This window comes from Streptomyces mangrovisoli, assembly GCF_000974985.2.
Lineage (GTDB): Bacteria > Actinomycetota > Actinomycetes > Streptomycetales > Streptomycetaceae > Streptomyces > Streptomyces mangrovisoli.
On sequence record NZ_LAVA02000080.1, the window covers coordinates 15,953 to 33,211 of the forward strand.

15 protein-coding genes are annotated in these 17,259 nt (G+C 73.5%); 9 read left to right on the top strand and 6 right to left on the bottom strand.

Translation table 11 applies throughout. The annotated features are described in order from the left end of the window. Positions 1-2: 2 nt before the first annotated feature. Both WN71_RS28690 and WN71_RS28695 read left to right on the top strand, forming a co-directional pair. Positions 3-941: an ATP-binding cassette domain-containing protein gene (locus tag WN71_RS28690; protein ID WP_046589556.1), complete on the top strand. Its 939-nt coding sequence runs from the start codon at positions 3-5 to the stop codon at positions 939-941. Further along, the gene (locus WN71_RS28695; RefSeq protein ID WP_046589558.1) at positions 938-1,699 is read left to right on the top strand and encodes an ABC transporter permease; all 762 of its coding nucleotides are present in this window, start codon (positions 938-940) and stop codon (positions 1,697-1,699) included. Before WN71_RS28690 ends, WN71_RS28695 begins: the two co-directional genes overlap by 4 nt. A gap of 2 nt (positions 1,700-1,701) precedes the next feature. On the opposite strand, the gene WN71_RS28700 is transcribed toward WN71_RS28695, so the two are convergent. Further along, the gene (locus tag WN71_RS28700; RefSeq protein ID WP_046589560.1) at positions 1,702-4,863 is read right to left on the bottom strand and encodes an AfsR/SARP family transcriptional regulator; all 3,162 of its coding nucleotides are present in this window, start codon (positions 4,861-4,863) and stop codon (positions 1,702-1,704) included. 69 nt (positions 4,864-4,932) lie between these two features. Here WN71_RS28700 and WN71_RS28705 point away from each other — a divergent pair, with 69 nt between their 5' ends. After that, entirely contained in the window at positions 4,933-5,574 is a 642-nt protein-coding gene (locus WN71_RS28705) for a class I SAM-dependent DNA methyltransferase (RefSeq protein ID WP_046589562.1), read from the top strand. Positions 5,575-5,648: 74 nt separating this feature from the next. Here the strand turns inward: WN71_RS28705 and WN71_RS28710 are convergent, their stop codons facing one another. Beyond that, on the bottom strand, positions 5,649-6,707 hold the full coding sequence (locus WN71_RS28710) for a Glu/Leu/Phe/Val dehydrogenase dimerization domain-containing protein (RefSeq protein ID WP_046589564.1): 1,059 nt from the start codon (positions 6,705-6,707) through the stop codon (positions 5,649-5,651). A gap of 79 nt (positions 6,708-6,786) precedes the next feature. Between WN71_RS28710 and WN71_RS28715 the strand changes: the two genes are divergently transcribed. After that, the gene (locus tag WN71_RS28715) at positions 6,787-7,257 is read left to right on the top strand and encodes an Lrp/AsnC family transcriptional regulator (RefSeq protein WP_046589566.1); all 471 of its coding nucleotides are present in this window, start codon (positions 6,787-6,789) and stop codon (positions 7,255-7,257) included. Between the two features lie 111 nt (positions 7,258-7,368). On the opposite strand, the gene WN71_RS28720 is transcribed toward WN71_RS28715, so the two are convergent. Both WN71_RS28720 and WN71_RS43515 read right to left on the bottom strand, forming a co-directional pair. After that, entirely contained in the window at positions 7,369-8,355 is a 987-nt protein-coding gene (locus WN71_RS28720; protein WP_046589568.1) for a L,D-transpeptidase, read from the bottom strand. A 110-nt stretch (positions 8,356-8,465) separates the two neighbouring features. Continuing rightward, the gene (locus tag WN71_RS43515) at positions 8,466-9,314 is read right to left on the bottom strand and encodes a helix-turn-helix domain-containing protein (RefSeq protein ID WP_079178177.1); all 849 of its coding nucleotides are present in this window, start codon (positions 9,312-9,314) and stop codon (positions 8,466-8,468) included. 272 nt (positions 9,315-9,586) lie between these two features. On the opposite strand from WN71_RS43515, the gene WN71_RS28730 reads away from it, so the two are divergent. The 5 genes from WN71_RS28730 to WN71_RS28750 all read left to right on the top strand — a co-directional run bounded on the left by WN71_RS28730 (position 9,587) and on the right by WN71_RS28750 (position 13,903). Next, a complete protein-coding gene (locus tag WN71_RS28730; RefSeq protein WP_046589625.1) occupies positions 9,587-10,252 on the top strand; it encodes a DUF4097 family beta strand repeat-containing protein in 666 nt (221 codons plus the stop codon). A gap of 88 nt (positions 10,253-10,340) precedes the next feature. Next, a complete protein-coding gene (locus tag WN71_RS28735; RefSeq protein ID WP_046589569.1) occupies positions 10,341-11,192 on the top strand; it encodes an alpha/beta hydrolase in 852 nt (283 codons plus the stop codon). Between the two features lie 183 nt (positions 11,193-11,375). After that, positions 11,376-11,705 carry a helix-turn-helix transcriptional regulator gene (locus WN71_RS28740; protein ID WP_052743135.1) on the top strand — a complete coding sequence of 110 codons (330 nt, stop codon included), beginning with the start codon at positions 11,376-11,378 and terminating at the stop codon, positions 11,703-11,705. Further along, positions 11,702-13,273 carry a helix-turn-helix domain-containing protein gene (locus tag WN71_RS28745; RefSeq protein WP_046589571.1) on the top strand — a complete coding sequence of 524 codons (1,572 nt, stop codon included), beginning with the start codon at positions 11,702-11,704 and terminating at the stop codon, positions 13,271-13,273. Before WN71_RS28740 ends, WN71_RS28745 begins: the two co-directional genes overlap by 4 nt. A gap of 54 nt (positions 13,274-13,327) precedes the next feature. After that, positions 13,328-13,903, top strand: a complete 576-nt coding sequence (locus tag WN71_RS28750; protein ID WP_046589572.1) for a hypothetical protein — start codon at positions 13,328-13,330, stop codon at positions 13,901-13,903. 59 nt (positions 13,904-13,962) lie between these two features. On the opposite strand, the gene WN71_RS28755 is transcribed toward WN71_RS28750, so the two are convergent. Beyond that, positions 13,963-15,480 carry a hypothetical protein gene (locus WN71_RS28755; protein ID WP_046589574.1) on the bottom strand — a complete coding sequence of 506 codons (1,518 nt, stop codon included), beginning with the start codon at positions 15,478-15,480 and terminating at the stop codon, positions 13,963-13,965. Between the two features lie 189 nt (positions 15,481-15,669). Beyond that, a complete protein-coding gene (locus WN71_RS28760) occupies positions 15,670-17,142 on the bottom strand; it encodes an amidase (RefSeq protein WP_079178178.1) in 1,473 nt (490 codons plus the stop codon). Between the last annotated feature and the right edge of the window lie 117 nt (positions 17,143-17,259).

Sequence of the window (17,259 nt, forward strand, 5' to 3'; positions counted from 1 at the left end):
ACATGAACAGTTCCGCGATCGCAGTCACCGGACTGCGCAAGGCGTACGGCGACAAGGCCGTACTCGACGGCATCGATTTCGAGGTGGCCGAGGGATCGGTCTTCGCCCTGCTCGGCCCGAACGGGGCGGGCAAGACGACGACGGTGAACATCCTCGCCACACTGATGAAGGCCGACGCCGGCTCGGTGCGCGTCGCCGGCCACGATGTGGCGACCGCGACCCGGCAGGTGCGCTCGGCCATCGGGGTGACCGGCCAGTTCGCGGCGGTGGACGAACTGCTGTCCGGCCGCGAGAACCTGCGGCTGATGGCGGACCTCCGGCGCGTGCGCCCCGCCGCCTCGGTGGTCGACGGGCTGCTGGAGCGCTTCGACCTGACGGAGTCGGCGGACCGGCAGGCCTCGACGTACTCCGGCGGCATGCGCCGCAAGCTGGACCTGGCGATGACCCTGGTCGGCAGCCCGCGGATCATCTTCCTGGACGAGCCGACGACCGGCCTCGACCCGCGCAGCCGGCGCACCATGTGGGACATCGTCCGGGGCCTGGTGGCCGAGGGCACCACCATCTTCCTGACCACGCAGTACCTCGAGGAGGCGGACCAGCTCGCCGACCGGATAGCCGTCCTCGACCAGGGCCGGCTGGTCGCCGAGGGCACCGCCGAGGAGCTCAAGCGGCAGATCCCCGGCACCCATGTGCGGCTGCGGTTCGCCGGGCCCGACGAACTCGACGCCGCGGCGCGGCTCCTGCCCGGCGCCGTACGCGACGACCAGGAGCTGACCCTGCGGGTGCCCAGCGACGGCGAGTCGCGGTCGCTGCGGGCCCTGCTCGACCTGCTCGACGAACACCTGCTGGGCTCCCGGGAGTTCTCGGTGCACACGCCCGACCTCGACGACGTCTTCCTCGCCCTGACCGGGCGCGTCAGCACGGAGGTGACCGCCAAGTGAGCGGATTTTCCACGGCTCTGGCCGACTCGACGATCATGCTGCGCCGCAATCTGAAGCACTCCCTGCGCAATCCGCTGGTGATCTTCAACGCGGTCCTGTTCCCGCTCGTGATGATGCTGATGTTCGTCAAGGTGTTCGGCGGCGCCTTCAGCGTCGGCGAGGACTACGTCGACTACGCGACCCCCGGCCTGCTCGTGATGGCCGTCAGCTACGGGCTGGGGTCGACGGCGACCGCCGTCAACGACGACATGACCAAGGGCATCATCAACCGCTTCAAGGCCATGGACGTCTCACGCGGGGCCGTGCTGACCGGGCACGTCGTCGTCACCGCGGTGCGCTGCCTGGTGGCCGACGCCGCCATCGTCGCCCTCGCCTTCGCGCTGGGCTTCGACCCGGCCGCCGGCGCGCTCGGCTGGCTCGGGGTGTTCGGACTGCTCGTCCTGCTCACCGTCGCGGCCGCCTGGCTCACCGTCGCCATGGGCCTGGCCGCGAAGACCGCGGAGTCGGCGGGCCTCGCCACCGTGCCGCTGATCATGCTGCCGTTCCTGAGCAGCGCGTTCGTGCCCGCGGACACCATGGGGGCCGGGGTGCGCCAGTTCGCCGAGTACCAGCCCTTCACCCCGGTCATCGAGACCCTGCGCGGGCTGCTCGCGGGCGATCCGTCCCGCGGCGACGCGATCGCGGCCGTCGCCTGGTGCGCCGGGCTCGCCCTGGTCGGCTACGTCTGGGCGGTGACGACCTTCCGGAAGCGGGCCTGATGTCAGGGGGCCAGCGCCGCCCCCGCCAGTGCGGACCAGTCCGCCTCCGCGCCCTGACCGGCCGCCTCGGCATAGCGCACGTCGCCGAGGCGGTCCAGGGCGTCTCGCTCGATCCGCGCCGCGTCCGGGTGGGAGCGGTCGGGCAGCCCGCGCAGCCGCGTGCTCGCCGCCAGCAGCCGTACGGCCTGCTCGGGCCGGTCGCGGCGCAGCGCGAGGTCGGCGACGCCGACGAGGACCTGCGCGATCAGCGTGGCGTGCCCGGCCAGCGAGGCGGCCTCCACGGCGGCCGCGCGATGCGCGCGGGACTCGCCGAGGTCGTCGGCCAGATAGCCCAGCACGTCGTGGGTCAGGGCGCGGATGCTGGTCTGCCCGGCCTCGGCGCCCAACACGGCCTGCGCGAGGTCGACCTGACGGATCGCCTCCGTCATGTCACCGGCCCAGCGGGCCAGTTCGGCACGGCAGAAGGCCAGTTCGGCGAGCGCGTCCGGCCAGGCGACGCGCCGCGCGCACCGCTCCGCCTCCGCGAGGGCGGCCGCGCTCGCCTCCTCGTCGCCCAGCAGCCGGTACAACTGCGCCTGCCGCGACCGCATCCGGATGACGTCCTCGGCGGCGCCCAGCGCGCCGACGGCCGTGATCGCCTCCTCCAGCAGCTCGCACGCGGCGGCGAACTCCCCGCGCACGGCGATCCGTTCGGCCAGCTCGGTCAGCGCGAACGAGATCCCGAACCGCTCGCCCAGGGCCCGGAACTCGCCGAGCGCCGTCTGGAGATACGCGTCCGCCACCGGACTGGACTGGCCGAGCAGGATGCGCATCTTGCCCAGATGGAGCCGGGCCAGCGCCCGCGCCCACGGATCCTCGTCGTCGAGCAGCGGCTCGAACGCGGACAGGAAGTCGTCCGGCGTCCGCAGCATCCGCTCCAGCGGCGCGACGAACCCCAGGAGCGGATGGCGGCGCGCGAGGTGCCCCGCCTGCTCGTTGTGGCGGTAGGCCTTGTGGATCCATTCCGCGGCCTGGTGCTCGTCGCCCCGCCCGGAGCTGACGAACATCACCATCAGCCCGTACACCGTGGCCCGGATGTCGTCGTCGACGTGACCGGGGACCCGGGTGGCCGCGCTGATCAGCTCCATGCCCTCGCTCTTGTGGCCGCTGAGCCACCAGTACCACCCGGCGGCGGCCGCCAGCCGCATCGCGGCCTGCGCCTCGCCGGCCGCGAGGGCGCCGCGCAGCGCGGCGGTGAGGTTGTCGTGCTCGGCGCCTAGCACGGCCAGCCAGTGCAGTTGCTCGGCGCGGCGCAGATGCGGTTCGGCGGTCTCGGCGAGCCCGGTGACCTGCGCGAGGTGCGCCCGCCGTATCTCGTCCGCCTCTCCCGCCTCGGCGAGCTTCTGACCGGCGTACTCCTTGATCGTGCCCAGCATCCGGTAGCGGGCCGCGCCGGAGGTCTCGGTGAACAGCAGCGACTTCTCGGCGAGCGAGGTGAGCAGTTCCAGGACCTGCCAGGGCGGGAGGTCAGCGCCCGCGCAGACCTCCTCGGCGGCGTCCAGGCTCGCGCCGCCGGAGAACACCGACAGCCTGCGCAGCACGGCGCGTTCGGACGGGGAGAGCAGCTCCCAGCTCCAGTCGACGACCGCGCGCAGCGTCCGGTGGCGCGGCAGGGCGGTCCGGCTGCCGCCGGTCAGCAGCCGGAAGCGGTCGTCGAGCCGGTGCGCGAGCTGGCCGAGGGGCATGGTGCGCAGCCGGGCCGCGGCCAGCTCGATCGCCAGCGGCATCCCGTCCAGCGCCCGGCACACGCGCACCATCGTCGCCGTCGTACCGGCGTCGGCCGCGAGATCCCGGCGCACCGCCCGCGCGCGGTCCCGCAGCAGCCGTACGGCGGGGGAGGCTGCGATCTGCTCGGGGCCCGCGTCCCGCGCGGGCAACTCCAGCGGCTCCAGCGGCCACAGCGCCTCGCCGGTGATGCCGAGCGGTTCCCGGCTGGTCGCCAGGATGCGCAGCCGCCGGCACTCGCCGAGCAGCCGGTGCGCGAAGACGGCGGCCGCCTCGACGACATGCTCGCAGTTGTCGAGGATCAGCAGCGCCTCGCGCTCGCGGATCGCGGCGGCCAGCCGGTCGGTCAGCTCCAGATGGGGGGCGTCGCCGAGCAGGGTGTCGCGCAGGCCGAGCCCGGCGAGCGCCGCCTGCGCCACATCACCGTCCGGGCCGACCGCGGCCAGCTCCACCAGCCAGGCGCCGTCCGGCAGTTCGCCCAGCAGTGTGCGCGCGGTCTCCGTGGCCAGCCGGGTCTTGCCCGCCCCGCCGGGACCGATCACGGTGATCAGCCGATGCTCGGCGAGCAGCTCGCGCACCGCGGCGACATCGGTCTCCCGGCCCACGAACGTCGTCAACTCGGCCCGCAGATTGCTGCTTCGGCCGGTCTCCTCGCGCCGTCCGCCCAACTCACCCCGCAACAGCGCGACATGCAGTGCCGCCAGCTCGGGCGAGGGGTCAGCGCCCAGTTCGTCGGCGAGGGCCTGGCGGATGCGCTGGAACGCCACCAGCGCCTCGCTGTCCCGGCCGGCCGCGACCAGGGCCCGGATCAGCGCGCCCGCGAGCCGTTCCCGCACCGGGTGGGCGGCCACCAGATCGGTCAGCTCGGCGACGACCGACTCCCCGTGCCCGAGGCCGATCTCGGCGTCGTACAGCTCCTCCAGGGCCGTCACCCGCAGGCCGTCGAGGCGGGCCGCGGCCGCGTCGAACGCGGCACCCCCTTGCAGGCCGACGTCCTGAAGCGCGTCCCCACGCCACAACTCGCCTGCTTCACGCAGGAGTTGCACTCGCAGCGTCACATCCGTGCGGCCGGCCCGGCCCGCGTCGGCCACCAACCGCTCGAACCGTACGGCGTCGACGTCGTCCCCGTCCGCCATCAGCCGGTAGCCGTCGGTCTGCCCCTGCACCACCGCCTCCGGCAGCGTCTTGCGCAGCCGGGAGACCAGGCGCTGCAAGGCGTTGGCCGCGTCCGCGGGCGGGTGCTCGCCCCAGATCCAGTCCACGAGCGACGCCCGGGCGATCACCTGCCCCGGCCTGAGCGCGAGAGCGACGAGCAGCCCGCGCAACCGCGCCCCCGGCACGTCGGCCACCCCGCCGTCCGCCGCGCGCACCTCCAACGGCCCCAGCACCCTGATCTGCACCCGCCGATTCTGGCACGGTCACCCGCCGCCGGTTCTCCCGCTGCCGCCGGGGGCGCTAGCGTCCCGCGCATGGAGACCGAAGACTGGCTGACCGACACCCGCGTCTCGTACGACACGGTCGCGGAGGGCTACGCCGACCAGGTACGCGGCGCCCTCGCCCGGCCCGGCTACCTGCGCGCGGCGCTGACGCTGTTCGCCGACGCCGTGCGGGAGGCGGGCGGCGGACCGGTGGCGGACATCGGCTGCGGGCCCGGACATGTCACCGCGCAGCTGCACGCCCTCGGTGTCGACGCCTTCGGGATCGATCTCTCGCCCGGGATGATCGACGTGGCCCGCCGCGACCATCCCGGTCTGCGCTTCGAGGTCGGCTCGATGACCGACCCGGCCCTGCCCGCCGCCTCGGTGAGCGGCGTGCTGGCCTGGCAGTCGCTGATCCACATCCCCGACGGCGACATACCGGCGGTGCTCGGCCACTTCCACCGGGCGGTGCGGCCGGGCGGCGTGCTGCACCTTCTCTTCCACGTCGGCGACACGTCCCGCGTGAAGACCGAGGGCTACGGCGGCCACCCGATGCGCGTCCCTGTGCACCGCCGCCGTCCGGAGCGCATGACCGCGTGGCTGCGCGAGGCGGGGTTCACGGTCGAGGCGCAGTTGCTGCTCGACCCGGACGGACCGGCCGCGCAGGCGTTCCTGTTCGCGCGCCGCGACTGACCGGGTGCGGCTGACGGCTGATCCGGCCCGGCTGATGGCTGATCCGGCGCGGCCGATCCGGTGCGGAGAGGGCGTCAGGGGTGGAGTGCGGGCGCGGCGGCCGCGGTCTGCCGGGCCTCGGCGAGCAGGCGGGCCGCCCGCAGAGGCGTGACACCGGCCGAACGGGCCGACTCCAGCAGGCGGTCCACGGTGTCGCCGATCGACTCCACCCGCCTCAGGGCGGCTTCGTGACCGTAGTGCTCCGACTCCCGGCTCAGCGTGTAGACGATGCCGCCCGCCCCGGCCACATGGTCGGGGATCCAGAGGATCCCGCGCGCGGCGAGCGCGTCGGCGACAGAGTCCTCGGTGAGCTGGTTGTTCGCCGGGCCGACGACCAGGCGCGCGGCGAGCCGCGGCACCACCGCCCGGCTCAGGACACCGCCGACGGCCGCCGGGACGAGGATGTCGGCGGGCGCGGACAGGGCCCGCTCGGGCTCCACCCAGCCGTGTCCGAGGGCCAGGGCCGCCGCCTTGCGGCTCGGGTCCACGTCCGAGACCACGATCCGCGCGCCCTCGGCGGCCAGCGCGGCCGCGATCCGGCCGCCGACCGACCCGAACCCGCTGACGACCACCGTGCGGCCGGCGCAGGAGGCGTCACCGAACACCTGCCGGGCGCCGGAGCGCAGGGCGGCCAGCACCCCGGTCGCGGTGGGCCCGCCGGAGTCCCCGGTGCCGCCGTGCTCCTCGGGCGCGCAGTAGGCGTACGGCGTGAAACGCCTGAGCACGGCCATGTCCTGCGGGCCGGTGCCGATGTCCGGACCCGTGCGGTACGACCCGTCGAAGGACGCGACCAGCTCGCCCAGGTCCGCCAGCGCCGCCTCGCGCCGGGCGGGGGTGAGCTCGGTGTCCGGGCCGAGGGCGACGACGCTCTTGCCGCCCCCGAAGTCCAGACCGGCCACCGCGGCCTTGTGGGTCATGGCCTCCGACAGACGCAGCGCGTCCGTGAGGGCCTCCTGCCAGGTGTCGTAGCGCCGCATCCGGCAGCCGCCGACCGCGGGGCCGAGGAGACGGGAGTGGACGGCGACGATCAGCGGCAGCGCCGAGCGGCTGCCGCGGCGGACGACTACTTCTTCGTGTGTGAACGCTTGGCTCATACCGTCGAAGTTAGGCTGGTGCACGGGTAGTTGGGCCGTTCACCGAATCAAGTTCGGGATCCGACGCGCGGAGGCAGCCATGGACGAAGTTGATTCGGCGATCGTGCGCCATCTGCAGCTGGACGGCCGGATGTCCAACCGCGCCCTCGCCGAGAAGCTCGGCGTCGCCCCGTCCACCTGCCTCGAACGCACCCGGCTCCTGCACCGGCGGGGCATCATCCAGGGCTACACCGCCAAGGTCTCCCTGCGCGCCCTCAACCGCCCGGTGCAGGCGATGGTGGCGACGCAGGTGCGGCCGCTGCGCCGGGACGTCGTCGCCGCGTTCGAGCGGTCGGTGACCGAACTGCCCGAAGTCGTCTCGGTGTTCACGATGGCCGGCAGCGACGACTTCCTCGTCCACGTCACGGCTCAGGACATCGACCATCTGCACGCGTTCCTGCTGGACCAGTTCACCAACCGCCGGGAGATCGTGGGCTTCCGCACCTCGATCATCTACCAGCACCTGACCAGCCCGGTCCTGGACCCGCTGCCACCGGCGGACCCCGCCTGACCGCGGCCCCGGCGCCCCCGTCAAGCGACCGCGCCCCCACAGACAAAGCTGCGGCGCGGCGGGCATCCGGAGAATGCCTGCCGCGCCGCCACCAAGTCCTGTGGCCGACCGTCACAGCGTGGCGGTCGTGCCCTCCCCGGAGCCGCTGCTCGCGAGCCACTCGCTCCAGCCGAGGTTGAAGTCGGCGTAGCCGTTGTCGGCCGACGCCTTCGCGCGGGAGGAGCCGGTGATCGTGACCGGGTCGCCCTGCTTGACCTGGCCGTAGAACCACTTGGCGTCCGACAGGGACAGGTGGACGCAGCCGTGCGAGCCGCGCGCGCTGCCGCTGCCCGGGTTGGGGTCACCGGTCGAGTAGTGCACGTACGTGCCCGACTGGGTCAGGTGGACGTCCCACGGCAGCGTCAGGTCGTAGTAGTTGGGGCTGCCCTTGTCGCAGCTGATGCCGACGCTGCAGGAGGTCATATGGACCTTCTCCTGCTTGTCGATGACGGCCATGGTGCCGTTCCACGTCGGGTACTGGGGGCTGCCCGCGTTGATCGACAGGGTGCGCACCAGCTTGCCGTTGCGGGTCACCTTCATGGTGTGGCCGGTCACCGAGACGTCCGCGCGCACGTCGTCGCCGACGGTGAACGTGTGCGTGTAGCTGTGGGTGCCGTAGCGGCCGTTGCCGTTGCTGACACCCTTCATGTCGGCGTCGATCTTCACCTTCGTGCCGGAGGGCCAGTAGTCCTTCGGCCGCCAGTCGACGCGCCGGTCGCCGAACCAGTGCCAGGCACCGGCCACCGGCTGCGAGGTGCTCACCTTCATGTGCTTCTCCACCGTGGCGCGCGCCTTGGCCGCGACCGGGTTGGTGAAGACCACCGATATCGGCATGGCCACGCCGACCGTGGTGCCCGTCTGCGGAGTGATCGTATCCAGCAGCATCGGCGGGCCCAGCGGCTTCGTCGGCGACGGGGAGGCGCTCGCACTCGGCTTGGTCGACGCCTTCGCGTCGTCGCTGCCGCTCGCCTTGTCGCTGCCGCCACCGCCGCAGGCACTCGTCATCAGCAGCGCCCCCGCGACGAGCGCGATCCCTATGCCGCCCTTACGCCGTCCCACGAACTGCCCCGCTCTCTCGTTGCTCTTGTGATCATCGGTCCCGACGGCCCGACTCCATGTCAGACAGTACGGACGGGGCTCGTAGTTGCGTTCGTTGTGTAAAGCGTGCCTCAAGATTCCGTGCGCCCCGTCGTCGGAACCCCGTGCGTCCCGTCATCGGACGCGTGCCCGCGCAAGGCCGAGCGTACGCCGGTCCGGGCGGGGTCCTGACCGCGCCCGCCGGAGTCGTCCGCGGCGGGCGCGGGCGGCACGGGCCGGGTGCGCAGCACCTCGCGGGCCTGTTCCGCGGCGCGGGTGATGCTCTCGCTGATGAAGTCGAGGAAGCGGGCGACGTTCTCCAGGCGGGCGGCGGCGGGGGTGTGGGTGCCGAGGACGGCGACGCCCTGGCGCGCGGTCTCGACGAGCCGGTCGTTGGCCCGGGCGCTGGCCACCGTCGCCTGGTAGAAGAGGTCGTCGTCGACGACGTACCGGTCACGGCGCCGTTCGTCCCGTTCCCGGCGCACGAGGCTCTGGCTCTCCAGGAAGGCGATCGCCTTGGAGACGGAGGCGGGGCTGACCTGGAGGTGCTGGGTGAGCTGGGACGCGGTGAGGCTGCCCGCGTCGGTGACGAACAGGCAGGTCAGCAGGCGGGCCGAGGTCTTCGGCAGGCCCGAGGCCATGAGCGTGAGGGTGAGCGTCTCCTCGTACTCCGCCACGGCCTCGGCGTCGCGCCCGTGCGGCTGGGGGGCCGACTGCGGTCCCTTGACGGCGGCGGACCCGCGCCGGTGGGCGCGGCGCTCGGTGGCCCGGTGGGCGAGGTCGGCGCGGTACACGGTGGGGCCGCCGTTGCGCATCACCTCGCGCGTGATCGTCGAGGTCGGACGCTCCAGGCGGCGGGCGATCTCGGCGTAGGGGAGGTCGTCGGCCAGCCCCAGCGCGATCTCCCGTCGTTCCTGCTGGGTGAGTCTGCCTCCTGGCATCGCGATCTCCTCGGTGCTTCTGCGGGGCCCGCGGGCGGCGGTGCCGACATGCCCTTCACCATAGCGTTCACCGCAAGGTCATTGCAATGAAGGCATGCGGGGTCGTTGCGTTATCGACAGGCTCGTTGCAACAGATTGACGCAACTGACCAGTGATTACACGGATTTGGCGCAACTGACTTGTTGCCGCGATGTGGAAAGCAACGTAGCTTTCGTGATGTCGGAAACGACGAACGAACCCAGGAGAACGCCATGCAGAAGCAGGAGAACACCATGCAGAAGTTCGACACCTCCGCCCCGATCGCCGCGATCGTGGACATCGCCGCCGGCCGGCTCCAGCTCATCGCCGCCGACCGCGCGGACGCCACCGTCGAGGTGCGGCCCGCCGACCCGGCGCGAAAGCGCGATGTCGAGGCCGCCGGGCGGACCACCGTCTCCTACGCCGACGGCGTCCTGCGGATCGGCGGCGCCGAGGGCGGGAACCAGCTCTTCGGTCCGTCCGGATCCGTGGAGATCACCGTCCAGCTGCCGGCCGGGTCCCGCGTCGAGGCCAGGTCCGGCGCCTGCGAACTGCGCGGCGTCGGCCGTCTCGGGGACGTCGACGTCGACGGCGCCCACCGGCAGATCAAGCTCGACGAGGCCGCGAGCGTCCGCCTCACCGCGGTCGACGGCGACGTGGTGATCGGCAGGCTGAACGGTCCTGCCGAGATCAGCACCGCCCGCGGAGACATCCGGGTCGACGAGGCCGTACGCGGCACCGTCGTGCTCCGCACCCAGGACGGCCACATCACCGTCGGCGCGGCCGCGGGCGTCTCGGCCGCGCTGGACGCCGGCACCGACCACGGCCGTGTCGCCAACACCCTGAAGAACGACGGCACCACCGAGCTCGACATCCGCGCCACCACCTCGCGCGGCGACATCACCGCTCGCGCGCTCTGAGCGGGCGGGCGCCGCCCGCCGAGGCCCGTCGAACACCCACACCACACGCGACCAAACGCCCACACCACACGCGACCAGGGGGAACCCCATGACGAAGACCAGCATCTCCTCGAACCACGCGCAGCCCTCCACCGCCGCGGCCCCCGCGCCGTGGACGGGGCTGGTGCCCGTCGACGACACCGCCCTGGCCGTCACCGACACCGGCGGCCCCGGCATCCCCGTCGTCTATCTCAACGGTCAGTTCGCCACCCAGGGGTACTGGAGCCGGGTCATCGCCGAACTGGGCTCGGAACAGCGGCACATCACCTACGACGAGCGGGCCCGCGGCAGGAAGTCGGGCCGGTCGGCGGACTACTCCTTCGAGGCCGCCGTCCGCGACGTCGACGCCGTCCTCGCGGCGCGGGGCGTGGAGCGGGCACTGGTCGTCGGCTGGTCCTACGGAGCCGTCGTCGCGGCGCACTGGGCCCACCGCAACCCGGCCCGCGCCCTGGGCGCGGTCCTGGTCGACGGCGCCTTCCCCCACGACTGGCTCGACGACGCCATGGAGGAGCGCATCCGCACGCTGTTCAAGCGGCTGAACTGGTTCATGCCGCTGCTGCGCCCGACGGGCCTGACCCCGCGGATGACCGCCGAGGAGCAGGCGAACAGCAACATCGAGCTCGGCCGGCTCTCCCGGGTGAGCGAACTGGGTCCGGTGCTGGACGACATCACCGTCCCGGTGCGCTACGTGCTCGCCTCGGGCTCGTCCTTCGGCAGCCGCGGCGACGAGCAGGAGCAGATCCGCGCCGGCATCGACGCGGTGACCGCCCGCAACACGAACATCCGCGTCAGCGCGAAGGCCTCCGGCAACCACGGCGCGATCCTGAAGAAGAACTTCGGGGAGGTGGCGGCGGCGGTCCGCGAGGTGCGCGAGGCCGCCGCGCTCGGGGGCGAGGACTGAGCGGGGAGGGTGCGGCGGGGTGACGGAGCGCCGGGGTACCGGGGCACCGGAGCCGCCGGGCGCCGGAGTGACGGGGCGGCGGGCCATCAGACGGCCCGCCGCCCCGCGCGGGTCTTCCTTTGCCGGCCCCGAGCGGTGCGTATTTCGCATAGTTCATGAGGTTCCGGTGCTAAAGTCCCGGACATGGGCATGAGCCTCGAAGAACGGGTGCGGTCGGCGGTGGCGGCGCTGCTGCACGCCGCCGGTGAGTCGCAGACCGAGCTGGCCGCCGCCCTCGGCGTGAGCCAGGCCCAGGTGAGCCGCCGTCAGTCCGGAACCGCCACCTGGAGCCTGACCGACTGCGAGGCGGTCGCCGCGCACTACGGCATCGACGTCCTCGACCTGCTGGCAGGCCCCACCCGGGCCGCGGAGGCGCTGCCCGCCCGGCGGCGCCGTGTCCCCGGCCGGCAGCCGACGGCCGTACGGCAGCCGACGGACGTACGGCGTGCGGCGATCGAGGGAGGCGCGCGATGACCGACTTCGGCGCGATCGACGCGCTGCTTGCCGGGGCCGCGAAGGAGGTCCCGCTGCCCTCCGCCGAGGAGCGGCGCACCCTGCGCGAGGAACTGAACCTCTCGCGCCCCCGGCTCGCCGAGGTCCTGGGCGTCAGCCCGTCCACGGTCGCGGGCTGGGAGTCCGGACGGGACCCGAGCGGCGAAGTACGGGAGAAGTACGCGTACTTCCTCGCGGGGGCGCGGACCAAACTGGCGGCAGAGACGGCAGAGACGGCAGAGTTGGCCGAGCCCGCCGAGCCCCTCACCGCGCATATCGACCCCGCCACCCCGACCGCCCCAGCCGACCCCACCGCCCCCGGCACCACCGAAGACCCCGACGACGTCGGCCACCTCGCCGCCCCCGAGCCTTGCGTGCTGTGCGGGCAGCCCGCGCACCATCAGGTCGCGGGGTTCCCCCAGCACCTCGACCCCGCCGAGTGCGAGACCGCCGTACCCCGGGAGACGGCCGAGCCCACCGCCCCGGCGGCACCCACCCCCGCGCGGCGGGAACCGGAGCCCTCGCGTGTGGATCGCCCGGCCCGGCCGGGCAGGCCCCCGCGCGGGGTGCCGGTCGTCCCCGCCGGCCGTCGCCTCAAGACCACCGACACCCCGGACCTCATCGGCTCGGCCGTCGCGGCCGCGCTCGCCGAGCACTCCGGTGATGTCGAGGCGGCGACCAAGGCGCTGGTGAAGCGGGCGATCCCGGACGCGATGGCGCTGCTCGACCACAGCCGCAAGGGCGGGCGGTACGACGTCATCGCGCACCCCTGGCTGCCGGACGTCCTGCGCAAGCAGTCCGCCCGGGGCGCCGACCAGATCTGGGAGGCCCGCCCCAAGTGGGCCAGGCCCGAACTGCCGCCCGGCGAGCACGAGGTCACCGCGCTCGACGTCAACGGCGCCTACCTCTCCGCCCTCAAGACGCATCTCCCGCTGGGCCAGTTGGAGCACTCCACCGGTGACCACCACGACCGCCGCCGCGCGGGCGTGCACCTGATCACCCCGCCCGAGTGGGAGCACGACGCCTACCTGCCCAACCCGATCGGCAGCCGGGACGAGCCGGGCCCGCTGTGGGTGACCGAGCCGACCCTGCGCCTGCTGCTGCGGGTCTCCGGACCGGCGTACGGCCTCTGCGACCCACCGGAGATCCACGAGTCCTGGACCTCCGGCGCCACCGAGGGCCTGCTGGAGAAGTTCCGCGTCGCGCTGAAGGACGCCCGGGACCGGGCGATCGCCGAGGACGACGAGGTGACGCTCGACTACGTCAAGGCGATGTACGCGAAGTTCGTGTCCACGCTCGGGGAGTCCAACTACAACCGCGAGTTGTACCGCGCCGACTGGATGCACCTCATCCGCGCGCAGGCCTTCGCGAACCTGTGGTGGAAGGCCCATCGCGCCTACGACCAGGGCCTGATGGTGGTCCGCGCGATGGGTACCGACGAGTTCCATGTCGTCGGCGACTGGCGCGCCGTGTTCGACGAGGGGCGCGGGGTCACCGAGGTGAAGGTCAAGGACGTGTACAGCGTGGGTGCCCCGCACCCGGCCGACTAGAGTGACCCGGCAGCGAGGCGGCGGACCCGCGAGCCGACCACGGAGGAGACGAGGGTGCCGGAACGGAACATCGAATTCGGCAAGTTCGGGGCCCGCGGCATCCGGGGACACGAGGCCGTCGCCCGGCAGTTGGACGCCCTGGCCGGTTTCGTCACCACCCCGGTCACGCAACGCCGGGGCCTGCTCGCGCGCCTGCACTACCTCACCCGTAGCGGACATGCCCGCCAGGCCGCCCGTGCGGCCGGTCTGACCGTCACCGACCGCACCCTCAAGGCGTGGCTGGACGGCCGGCGCGGACCGTCGAGGAAGAACCTCGAACTCATCGAGAAGACGTACCGGATCGTCCGCCGCCACAACGTCGCCCGCTACCTCCTCGCGCGACTCAACCGCGAAGGCCGCGGCACCCGCGTCGAGTTCCACCCCCTCAACCAGTCCCAGGTGGACCGCCCCCACCACCGCGCGGTCGCCTACCGCTCGCTCAACGTCCGCCACTGGGACCGCATCATCGAGGCATGGGCGGCCGACGACGCCACGGCCCTCGACGACGCCTGGATCACCGACGCGGTCGTCGACCTCGGCTCGGAGTGGGGCCAGTACGAGTACGTCACCACGATCGGCTTCGCGGCGTAGGGCACAGCGCCCGGCCCGCACCGCGGCCGCGCGGCGGCCCGGCCGGTCCGGGGGCGAGCTCAGCGCTCGTGCACCAGTTCCGCCATCACCGCGACCGGCAGCGACGGGTTGGCCGCCGCGGCCTCGACCACCTGCGGGTCCGTGTCCCTCAGGAGCCCCACGACGACCTCCGGCGGGAGCGCCGCATGGGCGGCCGCCAGGGGCCTGGCCTGGCTGTCCGCCAGGCAGGCCACCAGGGCGGCGGCCGGTGCGCGGTCGTGGCGGGCGATCTGGCGGAACACCTTCTGCACCGGCGGCCGGTGCCTGGTCAGGTCCTCCAACAGGGCAGCACTCGCGTCCGGGTTGGTCGCCACCCTCGCCAGGACACGCACACCGTGCCGGTCGACCATGTCCCGCAACTGGGCTTCGCTCAGGCCGGGATGCGGGGCGAGGGCCTTGAGCACCTTGGCGTCGAGGTCGGTGGCCAGCCGGTCGCGCACGCCCGGCGGGAGGTCGCGCCGGTGGGCCACGACCATGCGGGCGGCCGGATCGGGTGAGGCGGCCAACTCGGCGACCTCCGCGGCCGATGCGGCCGCGACACGGGGCAGAAGAGTGCCGCCCGCCTTGGCGGTGCGGGCCAGGCGGGTCAGCACGTCGAGGGGTACGCGGGGGTGCGCCGCGACCCGGCGCCGTACGTCGGCACCGGGATCCTCGGCCAGCAGGCGGATCAGCGCGTCGTCGAGCGCAGGATTCCCGGCGAGGTCGACACGCACCAGGTGAGCCGGGTCCGCGGCGAGCCGTTCGTACACGTCGCGGGGCAGGTCCGGGCGGTCGGCGAGGGTCCGGCGGATCAGCGCCGACGGATGGTCCACGAAGCCGACGAGCACGTGGGCGGGGAGGGCGGGGTTGCGGAGCGCCGCATCCAGGATGTCCTGTCGGGCGGACTCGTGGGAGCCGTCGCAGGAGGCACCCGACGGCAGGTCGCAGTCGGCCCGCGGGCAGTACGGATCGTGGACGAAGGGGATCTCCTCCCGGTCGCAGACCAGACAGCTTCGTAGGGCCGGCAGACCCGTCCCGATGACCACGGCTTCGAGCGACGCGGGCGGTGTCGACTCGTTGGCGGCCACCGCCCGGCGTACTTCGGCGTGCGGATGCCCGGCGAGTCGCGCGGCGGCCGACGACGTGGTCCACAGCGCGAGTTCGGCGACAACCCGGACGTCCGGATCCGCCGCGAGCGCGTCCACCACGTCGGGGGGAAGATCCGGGCAGGTCGCCAGCCGCTCCCGGCGCGACCGGTCGGGATCCCGCGCGAGCAGCCGGGCCCACTCCGCGCGGCCGGCACCCCGGTCGAGCAGCGCGAGGACGGCGTCCGGGTGGGTGGCGGGGTCCACGTCGGCCGCAGTGAGCCGGCCCTCGTAGGCGAGGAGCGCCGCGCTGTCCGTGACGCGCTCCATCAGCGCGAGCGCCTGCGCGTGGCTGAGGTCGGGGCGACGGGCGAGGTCGTGGGCGAGGTCGTCGTCGGCGCGGGCGATCAGGTGGTCCACCAGGTCGCCCGGCAGGGCGGGGTTGGCGGCCAGTCCGCAGAGGAGGGGATCCACGACAGGCATCCTGCCTGCCCGCCCGGACCCCGCGTCAGGAATTACGGGGAGGTGAGCCGGAGGGAGCCCGGACCTGAAGGAGGACATCACGTGGAAGTCCCGGCGCAGCCCGGAGCGGCCGACCCCGCGGTCCAGAAGCATCCCCACGACGGCTTAGGGTGCCACCAGCCGCGCGCCGCGCGTTCCGTCTCAGCCGACAGGCGGTCGTCGGTTCGCCCACGGAAGGGTGCGTTCCAGCAGTCCCGCTGCCTGGAGCAGCAGGTCCTCCCGCCATGGTGCGGCGACGATCTGCACGCCCACCGGCAGCCCGGTGGCCTCGTCGTGGTGGACCGGGACGGAGATCGCGGGCTGACCGGTGACGTTGAAGACGGACGTGAACACCCCCATCGGGTAGCTGTTCAGCAGCGCTGCCATCGGGTTGTCGTCCGCGCCCGCGCGCCAGGCCCCGACCGGCGGCGGCAGGCACGCCATCGTCGGCGTGACGAGCAGGTCGTACCCGGCGAGGAAGCCCTCGACGATGCGCCGCGAGAAGTGCTGGGTCCGCTGCACCCCCTCCACGTACGCCCACGAGTCGGTCGCGCGCGCCGCCTCCCGCATCGCCCGGTTGTGCGGCTCCACACGTTCCGGATCCGCCAGCGGTACGGCGGCGGCGCCCGCGTTCCACACGGTGGTGAACGCCCCGATCAGCTCCCCGGCGGGCGGCAGCGGCAGCGGCGTGTCGACGAGGTGGTGGCCCGCCGACTCCAGCGCGCGCAGGACGGCGTCGACGGCCGCCACGCACGCCGGGTCCACCGGGATGCCGTCGACCGGGGAGCGGGTGAGCGCGCCCACCCGCAGCCCGGCGGGCAGGTCCCGCCACAGCGCGTCCGCGAAGGACCGCCGCGGAGCGGGCGGCGACCACCACGCCCCCGGGTCGTGCCGGGCGAGCACGTCGAGCGCGGCCGCGGTGTCCGCGACCGTACGGCTGACCACGCCACTGGTCCCGAACCCCTCCACCAGCACGGTCTCGTCCGTGACCAGGCCGCGGGTGGGCTTCAGACCGACCAGCCCGGTGCACGACGCGGGGATGCGGATCGACCCGCCGCCGTCCTCGGCGTGGGCGATCGGCGCCATCCCGGCGGCGACCGCGACGCCCGCCCCGCTCGACGAACCGCCCGGCGTGCGGGCGGTGTTCCACGGGTTGCGGGTGATGCCCAGGGTGTCGTTCTCGGTGAACGGCACCGCGCCGAACTCCGACGTGGTCGTCTTGCCCAGCAGGACGAACCCCGCCGCCACGAACCGGCGTACGACCGGACCGGAGACGGCCGCGGGGGTGCGCGCGGCGCCCGCGGAGCCGTAGGTGGTGGGCCAACCGGCCACGTCCACCAGATCCTTGACGGGCAGCGGTACGCCCAGGAACGGCGGCAGCGCGTCGCCCTCGGTGCCCCGCGCCACGGTGTCGGCGGCGGCCGCGGCGGCCTTGAGGACGTCGTCGTCGGCCCGGTGGCAGAAGGCGTTGAGCCCCGGGTCGAGGTCGTCGATCCGCCGCAGGAAGCGCTCGGCCACCTCGACTGGGCTGACCTCCTTGCGTCGTACGGCCGCCGCGAGTTCGACGGCCGGCGTGAAGGGGTCCAACGGGTCCAACGGGTCCGTCGCGTGCGGCGGGTTCATCCGTGCGGGCATGTCGGGCGGTCCTCTCCGGTCCGGTTGTGTGCGCGTGCCGCCAGTCTCGGCGGGGCGGGCGGCCGGGGTCTTGGACGAATGTCGGGGCGGGGGCGGAAAGGGGCCCGGCGCTTGGGG